Origin of the sequence: Labilithrix luteola (genome assembly GCF_001263205.1) — a bacterium.
Taxonomy (GTDB): Bacteria; Myxococcota_A; Polyangia; order Polyangiales; family Polyangiaceae; genus Labilithrix; species Labilithrix luteola.
The window spans coordinates 10162905-10182693 of record NZ_CP012333.1; the positions used below are offsets into that span (position 1 = coordinate 10162905).

The 19789-nt window shown below is 69.2% G+C and carries 10 protein-coding genes; 4 read left to right on the top strand and 6 right to left on the bottom strand.

The features are described from left to right. Window positions 1-55: 55 nt before the first annotated feature. Both AKJ09_RS43860 and AKJ09_RS43865 read left to right on the top strand, forming a co-directional pair. Entirely contained in the window at window positions 56-2383 is a 2328-nt protein-coding gene (locus AKJ09_RS43860) for a hypothetical protein (protein ID WP_146653815.1), read from the top strand. 84 nt (window positions 2384-2467) lie between these two features. Beyond that, window positions 2468-2968: a universal stress protein gene (locus AKJ09_RS43865; RefSeq protein ID WP_146653816.1), complete on the top strand. Its 501-nt coding sequence runs from the start codon at window positions 2468-2470 to the stop codon at window positions 2966-2968. A 2-nt stretch (window positions 2969-2970) separates the two neighbouring features. On the opposite strand, the gene AKJ09_RS43870 is transcribed toward AKJ09_RS43865, so the two are convergent. From AKJ09_RS43870 to AKJ09_RS43895, 6 genes are read right to left on the bottom strand one after another with little or no spacing between them, the layout of a single operon-like run. Beyond that, window positions 2971-3555, bottom strand: coding sequence for a tellurite resistance TerB family protein (locus tag AKJ09_RS43870; RefSeq protein WP_146653817.1), 585 nt, complete (start codon window positions 3553-3555; stop codon window positions 2971-2973). Window positions 3556-3583: 28 nt separating this feature from the next. Continuing rightward, window positions 3584-5365, bottom strand: coding sequence for a hypothetical protein (locus AKJ09_RS43875; RefSeq protein ID WP_146653818.1), 1782 nt, complete (start codon window positions 5363-5365; stop codon window positions 3584-3586). Further along, a complete protein-coding gene (locus tag AKJ09_RS43880; RefSeq protein WP_205633957.1) occupies window positions 5362-5940 on the bottom strand; it encodes a hypothetical protein in 579 nt (192 codons plus the stop codon). The genes AKJ09_RS43875 and AKJ09_RS43880 overlap by 4 nt, the downstream gene beginning before the upstream one ends. Beyond that, complete coding sequence (locus AKJ09_RS43885) at window positions 5937-13313, bottom strand: tetratricopeptide repeat protein (RefSeq protein ID WP_146653820.1); 7377 nt, start codon at window positions 13311-13313, stop codon at window positions 5937-5939. The genes AKJ09_RS43880 and AKJ09_RS43885 overlap by 4 nt, the downstream gene beginning before the upstream one ends. After that, a complete protein-coding gene (locus tag AKJ09_RS43890) occupies window positions 13314-15149 on the bottom strand; it encodes a S49 family peptidase (protein ID WP_146653821.1) in 1836 nt (611 codons plus the stop codon). Then, window positions 15146-17302: a zinc-ribbon domain-containing protein gene (locus AKJ09_RS43895; protein ID WP_146653822.1), complete on the bottom strand. Its 2157-nt coding sequence runs from the start codon at window positions 17300-17302 to the stop codon at window positions 15146-15148. Before AKJ09_RS43895 ends, AKJ09_RS43890 begins: the two co-directional genes overlap by 4 nt. Window positions 17303-17809: 507 nt before the next feature. Between AKJ09_RS43895 and AKJ09_RS43900 the strand changes: the two genes are divergently transcribed. Next, window positions 17810-18859, top strand: coding sequence for a hypothetical protein (locus tag AKJ09_RS43900; protein ID WP_146653823.1), 1050 nt, complete (start codon window positions 17810-17812; stop codon window positions 18857-18859). Window positions 18860-19102: 243 nt separating this feature from the next. Next, window positions 19103-19774: a hypothetical protein gene (locus AKJ09_RS43905; RefSeq protein ID WP_146653824.1), complete on the top strand. Its 672-nt coding sequence runs from the start codon at window positions 19103-19105 to the stop codon at window positions 19772-19774. Window positions 19775-19789 lie beyond the last annotated feature (15 nt).

A 19789-nucleotide genomic window follows, 5' to 3' on the forward strand; every position in this document is an offset into this window, starting at 1 on the left:
CGCGCTTCCGCCTAAAAGCGGCGAAGTTCGGGCGGGAATTGCTACGATTGGCACCGTGACGCGATCCGTCGGTCCCCGTCCCTCTCCGCCCGTCTCGCCGGCCCGTGCCGCGCGACCGGCCGGAGGTGCGCGTGACGAGGGGGCTGCGCCGTCGATCGATCGGGAGAACGCGAACGTCGCGCTTCGGCTGGCCATCGGAAAGGATGGGCTCGGCCTCGAGCTCGCGAGGCCGGCGCGCCTCGAGTGCCTGGACGTCAGCGAGCTCGTCGTCCGCCTCCCCCACGTTCGCTTCCCATTCGACGTGAGCGGCGGGGTCGCCAAGTTCCGTCACAAGCGCGGAGAGCTCGAACGCCTCACGGTCGAGCTCGACACGCGCAAGCTCGCGCGATGGGCCGAGCCGAAGCTTCGCGGCCTGCTCTCCGCCGGGCCATCGTCCGTATCCGTGGAGGCACGTCGTCTCGGCGTGACCATCACCGTCTCGGGCCGAACCACCAAGGCGGCTGCCCACGCGCACGTCGCGGCCTTGGCGTTCGAGGCATCGCTGCTCACGAGCGGAGACGATCTGGTCGTCGTCGTGCACGACGCGCGCGGCGCCAACCTCACCTCCCCGCCGAGCGCACTCGCGCTCCGAGCGATGGCCACGCTCCTCGGCAGCACCGCAGCGCGCGAGGGCTCCCGCTTCGTGCTCTCGAAGCCCACCACGCAGCTCGTGAGGAGGCTCTTGCCCGAAGCCGGCGTGCGGGCCCCCTCGGGCGACGACGTTCGCCTGGGCGGCACCGGTGAAGCCGACGGGGTGCTCGTGTTCGTCCTGGTGCGCGACGGCGCGCCCGTCGAGATCGAGCCCGAAGCCACCCTCGCTGCGGAGGTCGCGGCGCTCGTACGCGAAGGCGACAATGCACGTTTCGCCGGGGATTTCGGGCGGGCTCGCGCACTCGACGTGGCGGCACTCGAGCGCGCGCCGAGGCATCCGGAGATCGCGCGGCGCATCGCCGAGATCGATGGTCTCGCGGGCAAGCGCGCCGAAGCGGCGCTGGCAACCCTTCGCGCAGCAGCCGGGGCGGAGCGCCTTCATCTCGGGACGCTCGCTGGAGAGCTCGCCCTCGAAGCGGGCGATCCGTCCTCGGCCATTGCTTCGTTCTTGCGCGCGGCGGAACGCGAACCTTCGCACGTGGTCAGCGCTCTGACGCATGCCGCCGCCGCGCACGTCACCAAGGATCCCTACGACGCGCTCTCGTGGCTCGACGAGGCCGTGGCGCGTGCGCCCCGACTCGCCGAACTGCGCTGGGAGCGCGCGCGACGACGCCTCGAGGGCGGACGCCTCGAAGAAGCCAAGGCCGACCTGCAGGAGCTCGAGGCCATGGCCGAGGGCACGCGCGAGCGCCTCGACGTGCTCCGCCGAGGCGCCGATCTCTATCGAAGCGTCAGCCTCGGTGATGCCGCAGCCGATCTCTACGAACGCGCACTGCTCTATCGCCCGGACGATCCCGCGGCGCTTGCCGGGCTCGGCGTCGCGCTCGCGCAAGAAGGTCGTCACGCGCGCGGTGCCGCGCTGCTCGCACACGCCATCGAAGTGGCTGGAGCTCGCGGCGAGGCCACCGCGTGGATGGAACTCGAGCTCGCGCGCATCCTCGGCGAGCAGCTTCGCGATCGGCCGGCGGCCGTGGCGCGCCTTCGCGCGATCCCCGACGAAGCCAAGGAAGCCATCGCTGCTCGCGGACTCGAAGGACGACTGCGCAGCGTGCTCGGTGACTTCGCCGGTGCATCGCTCGCCTTCGCCCGTCTGCGCGAGCGCGCCGGTCACGATCCCGCGGCCCTCCCGTGGCTCGTCGAGGCCGCGAACTTCGAAACTTCGCGCGGCGATCTCCACGCCGCGCAGCGCCACGCCGGCGCGGCCCTCGCCATTTCACCGAAAGACGAGCCGCTCCTCGCGCTCTATCGCGATCTCGGAGAGCGGATCGCCGGCATCGCCGGCCTGAAGCCTGCTCCCCTCCCCGTCGAGTCGGTCGAGGCCACGCAGATCCTCGAGCCCGGCCTCCCTGGTCTGCCTCTCGTGGAGCTCGAGCCCGCCTTCGAACGGCCCGCCCCCCCCGAACTCGACGAGGCGCAGGCGGAGGAGCGTATCGAATCGCTCACGCGCGCCGTCCAGGCCGATCCGACGAACGATGCCGCCGTCGACGAGCTCGTCCTGCTCCTCTCGCGACTCGGACGAAGCATGGAGCTTCTCGCGCTCCTCTCGGCACGCCTCGAAGACGCTCCGCCGGATCGACGCGACGAGCTCCTGCCGAAGCACAAGGAAACGTTGAAGCTGCTGGAAGCCGAAGCGCGCAGCGCCGGTCGAGAGGCCGAGGCCGATCTCTTCCGCATGGCCCACGACGCGAGCTGAACGGCGCCGGCAAGCGGTGCGCAGCTTGCATCACGAGCGATCGGCGGGCGCAGCGTGCGCTCCCCGATTCGCGAGGCCCCATCCATGCACTCTCCGCAGGTTCCCGAGCCTTCCGTCGGTCGCGCGAGGAGCATCCTCGAGCGTATTTTTGTCCCCGTCGACTTCTCGATGGAGTCGCATCGTGCCGTCGGTGTGGCGCTCGCGCTGCAGCGATCGATCCGAGCCGAGGTTTGCCTCTTCCACGCCGCCCAGAGTGACGGCACCGACGAGTTTCTCGGCGGACTCGGAAGCCCGGCAGTCCTCGGCGACTGGCGCGCCGAAGCCGAGCAACGTCTACGTCGCTTCCTCGGCAACGTGGTGCCCGGCTACCCCGAACGCGTGGACGTCGTCGCGGCCGTCGAGGCACGCTCGCCGCGCGTGATTCGCGACGAAGCACGCCGGTGGGGAGCAACGCTCGTCGTTCTCTCGGCGGACGTCCACGGTCTCTTCCGCTCGGAGGCGGAGAAGGTCGTGCACGACTTCGACATTCCCGTGCTGGTGATCCCGCGCCTCCCGACGACGGCGCAGGAGCGCGTTCGGGACTAACCTCAGCTCGCGAGTGCCGACTTCACTTCGTCGAGGGCCGCATCCACTGCGCCGTCCCCTAGCTTGCACGCCGCTGCGAGCTTCTCGAGGAGCGCGCGCTCGACGTCGCTAACGTCGTCGCTCACCTGCGCGATGAGCGCGGCGATGCGTAAAACCTCCTCGGCGTGCTCTTTTCGTGCGAGCCCGACGCCGAGGCGTGAGAGGCGACTCTCGAGTCCGTCCTCGGCGAGTTGATCGGCGAGGTCGGCGACGAGATCCGCCACGTGACGCTGGGGAACGGATCCACCGCACGCCGCGGTCACGATCCGCTCGAACGCGCCACGCTCTTCGTCGTCGAAGATCCCGTCGGCCGTCGCGACCAGGTACGCGCCCTCGACGATTGCCTCGAACAGCACGGCCGCGTGCGGGTCGAAGCCCGTCGGTACCGTCGCCTCGTCCGACGGCTTGGAGCCGTACGACGCCGCTGCGAGGAGCAGGATCGAGCGATCGCTGGATGCTTCCAGCGCGCGCGCGCCTTCGCGCGAAGCATTCGGGTTCGGCGTACGTGCTACGCGAGCGAGGAGATTGATTTTCTCGTCTGTGAGCATGGGACGGGAGGAAAGGTACAGCTTACGTTCAGCGCGGCTGTCGCGCGAGAAGGATCTCGCACTGGCCGTCCTCGTCGGTCATGGCCATGGCGACCTGGACCGCCGGACCCCCGCCCTCGGGCTGGGCAAGGATGCGAACGGTGGCCCGAACGATGGGCACGCCGTTGTCTCCGCCGCGGACCGCGAACGACATGCGCGTCGGAACAGGGACCTCGAGAGTCTGCAGGTCCTGCTCGAGGCCGCCCACGCCTCGAATCGTCACCATGCGCGGAAAGCCCGTGTTCGACTGCGGCTGAACGCTGATCTCGTAGGTGCCCTCGTCGAGCTCGAACTGGAAGCTGCCGTCGTCGGCGGTGCGCGTCCGACCAGCGCGCGGCGCCGAGGCCGTGGACCAAGAGCTGGAATCCGACGGGATCTTCGCCGGGTTGGCGACGACTTCCGCCTGTCCGAGCGGGCGCCCGTCGCTGAGCACCGCACGCCCCTTCGTCAGCGTGCGCCGCGGCGGCTGGAACGTCGGAGCGATGTTTCCCGTGACGTTCAGGACGCTCGTGAACTTGCCGAAGCCGGTACCTTCTGCGGGCTCGAGCGTCACGCTGTACACGCCCGGCGGCAGCACGGTCGAGAAGCGCCCTGCGTCGTCGGTGAAGACATCCGACGAATAGTGCAGCAGCGGCCGCTGCACGTCCTCCACGTCACGAATCGACTGGCTCTCGAAGTGCAGTCGACTGGGGACTCCCGTGAGGAAACCGAGGCCGCCTCCCGCATCGTCTTCCGACGTGATGGCCACGACGCCGTTCACGGTGGCCGGCGCGGGCAGCCGCCAGTAGATGATGTTGTCGAGACCGGCGCCGCCGATGAGCGCGCTCTCGAATCGAGGCAATCCGAGTGTCCCGTCCGGAGGCGCAACGATGACGTCGACGTTCTCCCGAAGCGCCGTTCCGCCCTCTTGATTCTGGCCCACCGTGTCGAGACGCACCTCGGCCGTGGTTCCAGAGAGTGTCCGGATGGAGGAAATTCGGGCACGAGAGGTCGAGTCTGCGAGCCAAGCACGAAAGCCGCCAAGGCCTTCTTCGCGCGCGATCTTCGCCGTGCGAAGCTCCCCGGTCGGGTTGTCGAGAGTCTCCAGCTTGGCGTCGTCGCTCAAGCCGCGACTGGATTGAACCTGAACCACGTCGACGAGTGGTGGGAATACCTCGTCGAAGGGCGGCAGCGGATATGAGTAGCGGAGGTATCGTCCCGCCGGCAGCGCGCGTCGGTAGAGCAAGGACGGAGGCGAATCCGGCTCGATCTGGACGAGGCGTGATACGGCGAACAGCGTTCCCACCGGCAAACCTTGCGCGAGAGCATCCTGACCATCGAACCGGGGAACGAACACGGCCTGGACCGGGAACGACGTGTCCTTGGCCATCGCAACCCCGAGGTCGACACCGACCGCCTGCGTGACGGTGTAGGCGCCCGTGACGTCACCGACGGCGAGCAGCGGGAGGCACGATGCGACGGGACACAACGAGGTCGCCGGGTGGTCGTACAGCATGTGGCCCGCGATGAGGAACGTCTGCCCTGCCCCGTAGAGCGCCGTGTTGGGCACGTCGATGGCGAACGTGAACGTGAAGTCCGGCCGCTCGGCGAACTCACAGCGCCCTTCGTTGCACGTCGCCGCGATGCGTGCCGGCTTGTAGGCCTCGCAGGCCTGCTCGGAGCAAGCGTTCGTCGGAGGTCCCTGACGTGGTGTTCCTTTGATGGGGTCGCACGCCAAACCGAACGCGAGGGGTGCAAGGACGGCCATCAGGCGAGCGCCCGACCTCGTCATTGCGGACCGGCCTCGCCCGCGTCGATGGTCGCGTCGATGCCTGCGTCGACGACGGGGCACCCGCTCAGATCACCACCGGGACTGTAGAACCACGTCACGACGTCGCCGCCCGGCTCCGACGGCACGTGAGGCTCGGAGGGAGAGGCGAAACGCAACGCGACGACCACCTCGATGACGTGGCAACCGTCGGTCGACGGAGGAGGATTGATCGTCACTTCGAGCGTGCGCACGCGACCTTGCGTGGTCGCCGCCTCGAACGTGCTCGTGCGCGGAAGGTCGACGAGCCCCGTGCCCGTGAGCGCGTTGTAGTCGACGAACGTCGCCCACTGGAAAGAGAGCGTCGGATCGCTCAACTCGACGGGGACGATGAACTTCTCCGGGAAGGTCCCGAGCACGGTCGACGTCGACGGAACGACCGACCCGTGGAGGATCGTCGGACGCGTGAGAGGCGTCGGCGGCAGCTCCGCCGGCTCCTCCGCCAAGATGCACGCAGCGAGGGAGACGGCAGCCAGAGACGCTGCCGTCGCGACCAGGAGCGCGCGCTTGATGCGTGAGAACCGGCGAAGCATCTTCACACGAGGGGAATACGCCCCGTCGAGTAACGCGTCGAGGAAGCTGGATTCGGAACCGCCCAGCGCGCGTCGGCGTACTCCGGCCGCAAGGCCAGCCGATAGAGGTCCGCAAGCGCGGGAAGGCTCGAACAGATGCGCGCAAGACCGCCAGGACGCTCGAGCTCGGCGACGTTGAACGAGGGATGCTCGGCGACGACGGCACGCGCGGCCTGCCCGAAATCACCCGTGAGGAACATGCCCAGGCGACGCCCGCTCTGGCGCGCACGCTCGAGCACGAGCTCGAACGGCGGAATCTCACCGTCGGTGAGAAGCTCCTTGAGACGCCGTTGCGCGCGGGGCGCGAGCGTTTGCCAGAGCGTTTCGGCGAGACGTGCGTGCTCGCGCGCGATGGTCTTGCCCGGAGGACCGAACGCCGACACGAGGACGTCGAACACCGCGCTTGCCTCGGCTGCGGGGAGACCGAGCGGGAGTGTATTTTCCGGCAAGCTCGACGCGATGGCGGCGCCCAGCACCCAGCGCAGCTGCGGACTGTCTTCGCGAGCGTCGCCGGAGAGGATGGCCGATGGGGTCGGGAGAAGGGCCACCGTCAACCCCGGGACGTCCTTCTCCTTCGCACGACTGTAGAAAAGCGCCGAGCGCGGCGGTTCGAGCAGCCGCAGGGACACCTCGTAGAGCCGCGAGAGCGGTGACATCGGGCCCGGCATGACGCGGTCGAAGCCCGACATGTTGTAGGCCTGGGGCGTCTTCGAGAAGAGCGACGGCGCGCCTTCCCAGAGCACGCCGAACGCTTCGCCCGCAGGCTCGCGCGAATGGCGCGTGAGCAACGTCAGAATGCCCGGCTGCGCGCTCTGGGCGCCGAGAGGCGGCGGAGGAAGCGGCCCCGCGCCGACGTCGAACGCGCGAATGACGTGGTCGATCGCACGCGCGTAGTTCAAGTTCTGATCGGCCTTCGCCGCATCACGGAGCGCGAGGAGGCGCGCCATGTTGCCGGGCTCCAGCTCCACGGCTTGGCGACGGACCTTCAGCAGCGCCGCGCTGCGCGTCGGATCCTTGGCCACGATTGCTTCGAGCGCGTCGGCAGCCTCGAGCGAGCCATCGCGCACCGCTTCGGAGAGCAGGCGCTCGGCCTCGGCCACCGCGCCCTCGGCGAGCATCCGCCGCGCCTCGACGACACGGGCATCCGAGGGCGTCGAAGATGTCGAGGATGTGGAGCCAGGAGACGGAGCGGCTGCGGCTGCAGAGTCGGTCGGCGGAGCCTTCGCCTCCTCCGACCTCGGCTCGTCGCCCCAGGGAACCCCCGGCGCGCCGAGCGGTGCATGACGGATTGACGATACGCCGTCGTCTGGCGCACTCGCCAGGAGGACGGGCGGCGGCGCCGGGAGCTCGGGTACCGCGATGCGCACCGACGAGCGACGCTCGGGTGGCATGGTGGCCGGCTGACGCGACCGGAATGCATCGAGCTCCTCGCGGAACTCGCTCGACTGCGGCTCGGGCGCGATGACGATCGCTTCGCGCAAGGTCCTATCGGCCTCGACGCGTTCGGCCGGGTTCGTGGAGTCGAAGAGCACGCGCGCCAGCTGAGCCAGCACGTCAGCGCGTGCGGCGCCCTCCTTCAAACCTGCGAGCTTGCGAAGGACGGTCTTCTGCGCGCCCGTGTCGTTCGTGGCCGCCGCGATCTGCGCGAGCCTCTGCAGCGCCGCGACTTGGGACTCGGCGTCTTTGGCGGCCTCTTCGAGGAATCGAGAGAGCGCCGCGCCATCACCTGCGCGCTCCGCCGCGTCCGCCGCCGCGAGCGCGACGGCCCCCGAACGACGCAGGCCGAGGAGATTGCCGAACACGGCATCGACGTAGAAGCGGAACGCCTCCACGTGACGACCACTCGCGGCCGCGCGCTCCGCGAGGCCCAGCGCAACGAGCGCGTGTGGCCCCACGCGCGTGAGACAATCGCGAAGAACGACCTCTCCTTTGCCGGGCGAAACCACGTCTTCGGCTTCGGCGAGGAGGAATCCGCAAAGCGCGATGTCCTCCGGCTCGAGCGACGGCTCGGACGCAATCGGTACGAGAGCGGCCACCGTGGCCTCCGCGTCTTCGCGCGTTCCCTTGCCACGCAGGCGATACTCGAGACCGCGCGCGAAGAGCTGCGTCGAAGCAACGTCCGGCGCGAGCTGGGCTGCCTCGCGCGCACGCGCCAGGGACGTTTCGTTGTCTCCCGTACGCGCCGCGGCTTGGGCGGCTTCGACGAGCATTTCGCTACGCGCCCGCGCCTCCTCGGGCGAAACGCGCGCGAGCTCGGAAAGCGCTTTGCCAAGCTCGGCAGCGTCATGCGACGCGCGTGCAATCTCGACGCGCGCCTCGAGGACCGACGCCGACGTGGGCGCCTCCGTGAGGAGCGTGCGAACCGTCGACTTCGCGCGTTCGAGCTCCCCCGACGCAACGAGCGCGCGGACACGACGCAGCTCGAACGCATGCCGCTCGGTGACGTCTTCGGTGATCTCGACGAGCTTGTCGAGCACGGCGATGACCTTCGGCGGCTGGCCGAGCCGCTCGCGGAGATCGGCGAGCCAACGAAGCGCGCTCGCGTTCCCCGGCGACTCCGCCAGCAGATTCTCGAGCTCCTCGGCGGCTTCGTCGAGACGCGAGAGGCGCTGCTCGAGAATCGCGGCGCGGCGGAGGCGAACGGCACGCCGCGTTTCCTTGGCCGCAGGATCGCGCGAGAGGCGCTCGGCCCTGCGCGCGAGGTGGTCGGCGAGCTCGTCGTAGCTCGCACGCGCGACGAGCAGTGCCTCGATGGCGACGTCGGCCTCGACGTCCGCCGGATCGGCCGCCCAGACCTCGCGCCACACGGCCTCCGCGGCCGCGAGCGAGCCTCGAGCGCCTTCGACCCTCGCCAGACGCTTGCGCACCGCGAGGCGCGCGTCGTCGTCGACGTACTTTACGAGGTTCTGCAGCGCCTCGACGCGGATGTGCTCGCGCATCGACGCTTCGGCAAGCCGCTCCACGGCCGCCCAGCGATCCGCGTTCGGTTCGTCGGTCGCAGCTTGGAGCGAGGCGTCGGTAGCGCCCGAAAGATCCCCGCGGTCCTCGCGAATCTTCGCAAGGTCGGCCCAACGCCTCGCGCGGTCGACCGGCGCAATCCCGGGCGCGTTGAGCTCGCGCAGGATGGCCTCCTCGCCTCGCCCGCTTCGCGAGAGCTCCTGCCCGAGCTCCGTGGCAATCGCCGCCTTGAGCTCGTTCGGCGCGATCTCGTTCGCGCGCTCGAGCTTGATGACGGCCGCTGCGTGCTCGCCGGCCTCCGACAGCTTCGTGGCAATGGCGCGGAGCGCTTCGCTCCTCCGGAAGACGCCGACCTTCTTCGAGAACCGTTCGATGAGTGCCTGATCGCCGTGCGCGGTCACCGCTTCGTCGGCCTCGGCGACGATCATGTCGTCGTCCTGGTCCTTCTCCGCAGCGCCGACGAGGGCGCGCGCACGACGCGCCGAGTCCCCCAGTCCATGAGCGATCGATCCCAGCAGTCGAAGGAGCGCATGGCCGACGTTGGCGTACGGCTTCTCGCACGAGGCCATCACGCGCGCGAGCGCCTCGGCAGCGTTCTCGGCGCGCGCGAGGTGCCCCGCATGTTTGACGAGGTGCGCGTATTCGTCGACGTCCGCATCAGCGTCGTTGGCGCGCTCGAGCGAACGCCAAGCCCACGTCGCGTCGTTGAAGAGGTCGAGCGCCATCTCGGCGAACGACAGCGCGAGGCGGGCGCCGTCGGGCCCTTCGAGGCCCTTCGCGAGAGAATCGCTTGCGCGCTCGAGACGAAGCGCGATGGCGTCGGCATCGTCGGGGGCGAGCGACATCAGCTCACGCGCCGCAACGGCGAGCATCGAGATTGTGGTCGGTGCGGGAGAGAGGACCGCCGACTTGAGGAGGAGGTCGAAACGCTGCCTCGTTCCTTCGAGATCACGCGCAGCGAGGTTCACCGCGTGGAGAAGCCACGCGGCGCGAATGCCTTGGTTGCGCGCCAGGTCGGCGACGTGCTCGACCGTGCGCACCGCAACCGATCGACGCTGGGCGCGATCGGCCGTGCGCGAGAGCAGACCAAGCGTGGTTCCCTCCGACGGCACCGCGATGAACGCCTGCGCGGCGTGCTTCAGCGCGAGCATCGGAATACCGGCCGCCTCGAAGTAACGAGCGGCGCGATGGTGGGCCGCACGACGACCGAAACGACCGCGCGAGCCGCGCGCCGCTTGATCATAGAGCGGCGACATCTCCTGGACGCGCCCAATGCCGCCGCACGCCTTCTCGGCCGTCTCCAGCGCTTCCGCGTGGCCCGGATGTCGTTCGAGCGCGGTTCGCGCGAGGGCGAGCGCTCGCGGGAACGCGCCCACCGCGAGCGCTGCCCGCGCTGCTTCGTTGGCGATGATGCCGGAGCGGCTCCGATCCGACTCGCGCTCGACGAGCTCCATCAGGCAGTCGGCGGCGTACTGCTCGTCGGCGAACGTCGAGAGGTCACGGCGCAGCGTCGCATAGCCTCGCTTCGGGTCGAGTTGGGCGGCCCGCAGCCAGGATTGCACCGCCCGGGGGCGGTCGTCGGCCATGTCCCAGAGAGCGCCGCCGAGCTCGCGGAAGGCCGTGGCCGCGTCGCCCTTGCACCCTTCGTCGTTGGCGAGCTCCGCACGCGCCTGGAGCCACGCGATCTTCGCGTCGGGGCTCATCTCGACGTCGGAGAGCGCAGCGAGGCGCTCACGAACCGGGATCAAATCCGTTCCGATACGCGCCGCGCGCACGTATGCCGAAAGCTCATGATCGACATCGCGACACGCGGCGTAATCCTTGGCGAGGGCGAGAAGGAGCGGCCCTCGTTCGGACGCTGAGGCCCCCGCCGCAAGCCATCGCTCACGCAGCTTCGCGTGCAAGGCATGGTTGTCGGTCGCCTCGGCAACGGCATCGATCGCCGTCCGCAGGCGCGCGTGGCGCGGGCCGAGGACGTCGAGCACGCGATGGCTCACGGCGACGGCGCGGGCGGGGTCGCGCGTTCCAAGCGCCTCGAGCGCCGGCGCGATGCGGTCGGCCGTGGCTCGGGAAGGCTGCGGCTGGGGAGCGAGCCATGCGACGACGTCGGCAATGGCCTCGGCGCTTCCCACGCGCGAGACGCGGTTCACGAGCACGTCGACCACGTCTTGATCGCCGGGCCTGAGCGCCACGAGGCGGCGCGTCAATGCGAGAGCCTGGTCGCTCTCCTCGAGCTGCTCCCACGTCTGCGCGAGTCGCGCGCACATCTCGGAGCTCGGCCCTGCAGAGGCGATCGCGTGTTCGAGCGCCGTGGCGGCCACGCGCCCTTCGCTCGCCGAGACCAGCGACGCGAGCACACACAGCGCGCGTGGATCGGATGAATTCGCACGAACGGCTTGTTCCGCCGTCTTGCGCGCCGCCGCGTGATCGCCGATGGCCGAGAGCTCTTCGGCGGCGATCGAAGCGAGGACGGACACGAACGCCGGCCCGCAGAGTGGAGCGGCCGCTGCAATCGCCCGCGCGCGTGTGGCTCGGTCACCGGCCGCTGCCGCGGTGATCCACGCCACGGCATACGCCCACGGCGTGCACGCGTCGAAGAGGCTTCGCGCGACGTCCGACGCGACAGAGATCTGCCCCGCGCGGCGCAGCATCGTGACGATGGCAATGTGGACGCGCGGCGCCGGCGTGCCCACGGACATACGTTCGCGGCACAGACGTGACGCGACGTCGAAGACCAAGGCTCGCTCGCAGACGCGCAGCGCCTCGAGGAACGCTCCGTCATCGGTGATGTGAGTGCGCGAAAGCTCGGTGAGCGTCTTGGCGAGGTCACGCGATGCCGAAGGCACGCTCCGCATCGCGCGGCAAGCCTCCAGGAGGAGCTCGTTGCGCGAGCCCGGCTCGCTGATCTCCATTCGCCGCTGGATCGCGGCGATCTCGTCGAGGCGCCGGGAAACGACGTCGCTCACGCGCGTCGCAAGCTCACGAGCGCGCTCGTCGGTCGGATCGAGATGCGCGAGCTCCGTCTGCGCCCATGCGGCCAGCGTCGCGTCACCGTTCTCGTCGGCGTGGGAAACGAGGGCACGAAGCGCGGCTTGGCGTGACGAAGGCTCGGGGGATGCGCCGTACGCATCCTCTCCGAGCGCGCCACGCACGAGCGCTTCGGTCACCCAGTCGGTCGCCCCCATGCGGAGCGCCAGGCTCTTCAGGGCGTGCAGTGCATCCGTGTCCGAGGCATCAGCCGCCACGCTCCGCGCATAGGCCTCGACCGCCCGCTCCGGCGCCGCGAGCGGCCCCGAGAGGAGCCGACCGATCTCCGCCCAGCGCCTGGCCGCGTCGCGACCGGAGAGCGATTCGGCACGCATTTGGAGGCGGAGCGCGAGCGACTCGAACGCGCCGGCGCGCATGAAGAGATCGTCGATGGAGTCGGCGCCGGGCGTCGAAAACGTTCCGTCGAGGCCTTCGTCGAGCGCCGCTCCGAGCGCGTGCGCGAGGTCTCCTCGGGCCGCCGACGTCGCACGCCGCTGCTCGTGGACCGTCGCGGCATCGGCCGTCGCACCGTTGGCGACGAGCGCCGCCGCGTGCCGGCGCAGGATCTCGTCGGCCGCGTGAGGTCGGTCGCGCGCGGTGAGCACCAGCGCGAGCGCCGCCGAGGCGAGCGAGCTCGACGGATCGAGCTCGAACGCGCGCAGCAGGTCCTCGAGCTCCCCTTCCGGATCGCCCGCATCGGCTCGGCGCCGCGCCGCGCGCACGTACGCTTCTGCGCTGGCGCGAGCGGGCGCGCGATCGGGCAGCGGCGCGGGTGAGCCGCCCACGGCGGTCTCCGGCGGCTCGTCGGACCAGCCTGCAACCGAACCGAGAAGCTCGAGGGCTAGCGCATCGGACTCGTTCAGGCTCGCCGCCTCGGCGAGTGTGTCGAGCGCACCTGCGGCATCACCCGCCCGGGCATGCAGCACGCCGATCCTGAGAAGAAGCGGCGCGGCAGTCTTCGGATCTGCGGGGTCGACGAGCTTTCGAAGCTCGGATGCGGCGAGTCCCGGCTCACCGAGCCCCTCGAGCCACCCCGCGAGCGCGTGACGGAACGTTGCGTCGTCGGCGCGCGAGAGGGCGCTGCGAGCGAGCTCGATCGCGGTGTCGACCTCGACGTTCCGCGATGCCAGGCGCTCCGCGAGCGCACGCGTGCAGCTGCGCTCTTCCTTCTGGTCGCCGAAGACACGAGCGAGCTCCATGCGCGCACGGAGCTGCGCCTCTTCGGCAATTTTTCCGGTCGATCGGGCGAGCGCGACGATCGGAACGAGCCCGATGATCGGGCGCACACGCGCACGGCTGCGCGCCCCCTCCCCGTTCGAAGTCTCCTTGCTCGCGGTGCCGTTCGTCGTCGACATCTACCTCACCGTGATTGCGAACGGCACGGCGACCACGGACCTCTCTCCTTCGGCGAGCGGCGCAACGCTCGCGACGAACGGAACGAGATCTGGAGCGGCGCGTTCGAGCACCGCCATGGGCGACGGCAACGCCGCGCTACGCATCTGTTCTTCCGCTGCACCCGAGGGCTCGAGGGCCTCGAGGAGCGACGGCTTGCTTCCGACGACAGCCACGTGGGCATCGGCCGGAAGGCCCGCGAGCTCGCGCGCCTTGGCGATCGCGGCCGAGAGCCCGCCGATCTCGTCGACGAGGCCCCTCCTCTTTCCCTCTTCGCCACCGAAAATCCGGCCTTCTGCGCTCTCGGCGACGTGCTCTCGCGTGATGGTACGACCACGCGTGCTTCGGCCCTCGGCAACGCGCGACAGAAAGAGGTCGTAGACCGCGGTCATGCTCTCACGCACACGCATGCGCGTGGCGTCGTCCCATTTGACGAAGAGCGAGTCGTGGGCCGCGCGTGCCGCCGCATCGGCCTTCTGCGTGTTCGCGGGGAACGTCTCGGCGTGCACGCCGATCTTCTCGAGCGCGTCGCCGACGGCGATCTTCCCGCCCACGACGCCAATCGAACCGACGATGCTCATCGGCTCGGCGAAGATGAAATCGCCCGCCGATGCGAGGTACATGCCGCCACTCGCGGCCATGTCACCGACGCTGACGACGAGCGGCTTCTTCTTCCGCAGCTTCATCAGGTGGTGCCACATGAGGTCGCTGGCGAGCGCACTGCCTCCAGGCGAATCGATACGCAAAACGACGGCCTTCACCTCGTCGTCCTTCTCGAGCTGACGAATGGTGCGGTCGAACTCCTTCTCGATGATACCGCCGCGTCCACCGAAGATGCCGTTGCCGCTCGACGTCATCGCGATGCTGCCCGTCGCACGGACCAGCGCCACCGGGCCCGTCGCTCCGCTCTCGCCCGCAAGCGCGCGCACGAGCTCGTCGAAGTCGTCGGACTTCTCTTCGGCTCCCGCGCCGAACAGGATCTCGTCGCGCACCGCGCCGGATTGCTCCTTGATCGTGTTGTAGGCGTCGTCGGGGTAGCCCACCTCGTCGACGAGCCCTAGCTCCTTCGCCCGCTGCGGCGAGTAAGGTCCGTCTTCGACGGCCTCGGCGATGCCCGGCTGCTTGCGTCCTTTCGTGATGGTGTCGAGCCATGACTTGCGCATGTCGACCAGCACGGACGTCAGTGACGCGCGTGCCTCGGGGCTCGGCCCGTCACGGGTGATGGGCTCTTCGGCCCCCTTGTATTTGCCGATCTGGAGGAAGTCGATCGACAGGTGCAGCTCGTCGGCGAGGAGACGCCGCATGTACACGACTTGTGCAGCGAGACCGACGGTCTCCACCTCTCCCGCGGGCGCGACCCAAACGGACGAGCAGCCGCGCGCGGCCGCCATGATCGTCGCGTTCGAGAAGGAGTCGCCGTGACAGAACACCTTCTTCTTCTCGCGAAGCTTCTCGAGGTGCTCGGCGATTTCCTGTGAGCGCGCCGCACCGATGTGCGAGCTGCCGAACTTCACGAGCACGGCCACGTGCTTCCTGTCGTCGGACTCCTCGACGAGCTCGTCGAGGGATCGCAAGAGCTCGTCGAAGCTCCTTTTCCGGCCCGTCATGCCGAAGAGGCTCGGAGCCTCCTTTTCGGGAACGCCGCCCGCGAGATCGATGACGGCTACGGCGGGTCCCGTCTTCGGCTTCGCTTCGCTCGACCGCTCGCCGCGAGGCCGCCCCTCGCATCCGAAAGACGTGACGCTCGCGAGGAGCGCCATCGCCATCGCGGAGCGACGAAGGAACGATCGCGCGCTCAACCGCCGCCTCCGTTCTCGGCAGGTGCAGGCGTGGCGGGCGCCGAGCCGGCTTCGAGGCGCTGGCGGACGCGCGGAGGGTACGTGCCCTCCGGAAAACGGTCGACGACGTCCTTGTAGATCTTCATCGCAGAAGCTCGGTCCCCGGATTCCCAGTCGATGTCGGCGAGGCCGACGAGCGCGGGCAGGTAGCTCGGATTGATGGATAGTACACGCTTGTACGAAGCGCGGGCGCCGGTGAGGTCGTGCTGGGCATGCGCGATGGCCGCAATGCCGTTCAGCGCTTCCGAATCGCTCGGATTCTTCTCCAGCGCGGCGGAGTACAAGGTGCGAGCCTTCTCGTAGTCGCCCTTGCCACGGAATGACTCGGCCTGCGAGACGAGCACGCGTGGATCGGTCGGGAGCGCCCCGGCCGCCTTCTCGCCTTTTTCCTTCTTCTCCGGTTTGTCGGCGCTCGTCGCCGCGACGGCCACGATGGCCGATGCGGAGGCCGACGCGACGGGCTTTGCCGCCCCCCTCTCGTGCTCGGTGAATGCGCGGAGGAGAGGAAGGAGCGGATGCGGACGCGAGAACGTGGAGAGACGATCGAGCTCGACGCGCGCGGCCGGCACGTCTCCCGAGCGCGCGAGCGCGTACACGAGCGTGGCGCGTGCTCGGCCGGGCCCCGCTTCACCGCTGGCGGCCGTCCGAAGGCGCTCGATGATCGTCGGCCAGAGCGGCTCGGCCTCGGCGAGATCGAGCGCAGCGAGCACGTAGGCCGTCTCTGCCTGGGCAGTCGACGGGTTGATCTTCGAGACGAGCGCACGCGCACCGTCGCGATCGCCGGAGATCCGAAGCGCGTCGATCTTCGCGCGAAGCGCCGAGGCATCGTCAGGGGCCACGGCAATCGCAGCCTCGGACGCGCGACGCGCCGAAACCGCGAGCTCACCGAGCATGTCCTGCGTGATGCGTCGCTCGTCGGTCGCGTCGGCAGAGAGCAACCGTGCCTTCAGCCACACGCCATCGGCCCTCACGGCCGCGAGGCGCGCGGAGTCGAGCAAGACGTGCGGATCCTTTTCGGCGAGCGCACTCGCCTTGTCGAAGCTCTCCTTCGCGAGCTCCACGTTGCCCTCGACGAGCGCCTTCTCGCCGGTCGTGAGAAGAGGCTGCACCCTCGGATCGATCGTGGCCACGGGCGCCGGACGCTGCGTGCCGAGCGTGTTTCGCAGGTTGTCTTTGGCCCAAACCGCGAAAAGCAAGCCCATTCCGGCCAAGACCACGCCGGCCACGATGAACCCACCGACGGAGCGACGACGTCCGAGCGACGCGGGGGCATCGGAGTACGAAGGGCGTCCTCCCCTCGGTGCGTCCCCATCGTCGTCGACGTCGATGGTTCGCAGGAGAGGCAGATTCGACGGCGGCAACGGCGACGAGGCCTCGAACGCCGCGGGCTCCTCCACAGCCGCCGGCGTCGCAGGCGGTGAAGACCTTCGACGGGCAGCCGTGGCGGGCGGCGGCGGGTGGGATGGCGCACGACGGGAGGACGGCGCCTCCTCGACGGTCTCCACAGCCTCCTCGGCCTGCGCGGACTCAGGCCCGGTACCGGCCAGGGTGCGCGAAGTCGGGCGGGGCTCGACTTCGGGGACGTCCGGTCCTGTCCCCACGAGCGTCGTCACGACCGACGGCACGTTCGGATACGACGTGAATTCAGCGGGCGGCGCCGGGAAGTCAGGCCGTGTGGACTGCCGTTGCCGCGGCGCCGCCAGGGGGTGGACGGAACTCGATGCCCCCGGTGGCCGAGGCGACCGGCTGCCGAACGACGCCGTTTGACGTGGCGAGGGCGGCGCCGGCGGTTCGCGGTAGGCGGTATCGAGGAACGGCGACAGCTCGGGGATCTGGCCGATCGCTTTCGGCGGCAGACCACCGCGAGAAAGCATGTCGCCACGCTCGACGAGATGCGTCTGGATCGCGCGCTGAAGCTCACGAAGCGACGTGAAGACGAGGATGCGCCCATCGCGCGTCTGGACGTTCCAGAAGTCCTCGCTGTAGTCGTGCGTGCCGCGGCGGATCTTGAACTTGTGCCCGCAGTTCGTGCACTTGACGGTGGTCCCACGACCGCTGACGAGGGCGTCGTCGAACTCGTACTCGGTGTTACAGCGCTCGCACCTGACGTCCATTCGCGGCTAGGAGGGGTAGGCGGTTCGGAGGCGGTTCGGAGGTGGGTGGCGAAGAGAGAAGCGAGAAGGTGCTGGAAACCGGTAGCCTGACAACGGTGACGCGGGCACGCGGGGCTGCGGGGCTGCGGGGCTGCGGGGCTGCGAGGAGGGGCGGAAGGCCGGCGTTCGGGGGAGGAAGCCCGGTTCTCGGGTCATTCGGACGCTATCACGCGTCCGTCGGCTGTGCGTAGATCCTCCGAAGGAGCCCGTTTTCGGGCTGGGCGCGCAGGGTGCCGTGTGGGCGACCAGAGGGGCCACCTGTGGCCGGATCATGACGCTCGGTCCACAGCCAACGTGAACGGCAGTGCACGCCCCCCGCGAGCGCCTACCTCGTACCCCTGGTTTCCGGCCGCCGGAAGCCCCGTTTCTTCGAGGCATGGCCGTTGCTACCCTCTCCCCTCGGAAAAGGCGGCCAATCCGGGGTACCCCCCCGAGCACACCCCTGTACGGGCGGGCGAGGACGAATTCATGATGATGAAGCGCGCAGTCTCCTTCGTTCTTCTCGGGCTCGGCCTCGCCGCGCTCGGTGGCTGTCCCATCTACTCCGATGAGAATGCCCACAGGGTATGCGTCGGGGCGGACTGCTACGATTGTCCAGACTCGTACTACTCATCGACCTGCGCGTCCTGGGCGTGCAGTTCGACGTACGACTGTCCATCGGGGTACGATTGCTCCAGCGATCATCGCTGCCACCCCGCCGCCAGCACCCCGCCCTCGGGCAACAGCGGCGGCGTGTGCTCCAAGCCGAGCGACTGTCCCAGCGGCAAGTCCTGCGGCGCGAACAACCGCTGCCAGGCGGGCGACTGCGGAACGACCGGCTGTCCGAGCAACTACGTCTGCACGCTCTCGAGCGGCTCGGGCGGCAAGCCCGCGTGCGTTCCGAAGCAGGACTCCACCTGCAAGAGCGATGGCGACTGCACGACCCCGGCGGGCTCGAAGTGCCTGAGCGGCAGCTGCGTCGCCCCGGCCGAGCAGTGCGCGGACGCAACCCAGTGCGCGGGCGCATCGCAGTGCGTGAACGGCGCCTGTACCCCCTCCTGCAGCGCCAACAAGCCCTGCCCGACCGGCTACGCCTGCGACACCGCGAAGGGTGTCTGCACGGGGAACCCGACGGCATGCACCAATTCGAGCCAGTGCACCGGCGGCACCGTATGTGCGCAAGAGCACTGCGTCGATCCGTGCACGAATGGAAGTTGCGCAGCGGGCCTCGTTTGCGTCGACGGCGGCTGCGTCGCCGACGAGAAGCCGAAGTTCGTGTGCGCGGACGACGGCGTCCAGGATGCCTGCCAGGCCGGCAGCGTCTGCCTACGGCACAGCTGCTACATCGCGTGCGACGCAAGCGCAGGCCCCGACGCATGCAAGAGCGCGGACACGTTCAACGTTTGCAAGACGGTGACGACCAGCTCGGGTTCGCACTCGGTGTGCGGCAGCAGCACGAACCTCGGAACGGACTGCGATCCGACCCAGGCCAAGAACTGCACGTCGCCGCACATCTGCATCGACGGATACTGTCGCTGAAAAGCGCTGCGTAGACGCCTTCGACGAAACGGCTCGGTCGCCATCGACCGGGCCGTTTTCGTTTTGTCTCGGACACTTCCGATCGCTTGGTCGAAGGCGCTCGGTATCGACCTTCGCGTTATCCAGGCAGTGATGGCGTCGTCGCTGTGAACCTGCGTGCTCACTTCGTCGTGCGACACCACAAAAAGCACGGCAGATGCGATGAATTCAGCACAGGCATATGCGATGCTAAGGCCCAACCTCATGCATCTTCGCCTGCTCCCTGCGTTCGCTGCGACTGCTCTCTTTGCGACCGTCTCGCTGTGCTCCGTCTCCGCGCACGCGGATGGTCCGGGCGCCCAGCCTTTGCCGCCGCCTACGCAGCCTGCGAACGCTCCGCAGGGCTATCGCGTCGAGCCGGTGCAGTCTCCTGGCTACACCGCGCCCCTCTCGCAGACGACGCAGCCCTCGTACGTTCCGCAGAGCATCGCGCTCTCGGGCCCGCGTGAGATTCGCGACTTCTCGGAAGGCGAGCCGGTGCCGCCCGGCTATCGCCCCGTCGAGCGCACGCGCACGGGACTCATCGTCGGCGGCGCGGTGACGTTCGGCTGCCTCTACTTCATCTCCGCGCTCGTCGCGGCAGGCAATGCCGACGCGAACTCGGGCAGCAGCAACCCGGCCGCGGCGCTATGGGTTCCGGGCATCGGTCCCTTCATTCAAATGACGAAGACGGACTCGTCGACGGCGAACGTCTTCCTCGCGATCGACGGCGTCGCGCAGAGCGCAGGCATCGCGATGTTCATCGTGGGCGTCACCGTGCCGAGGACGGTGCTCGTGCGCAACGACCTCCTCGGAAAGAGCAACAAGCTGCAATTGCAGGCGGTTCCGCTCCTCGCACGTGATGTGACGGGCGCGGGCGTCGTCGGCACGTTCTGATCGGCTGGAGCGACG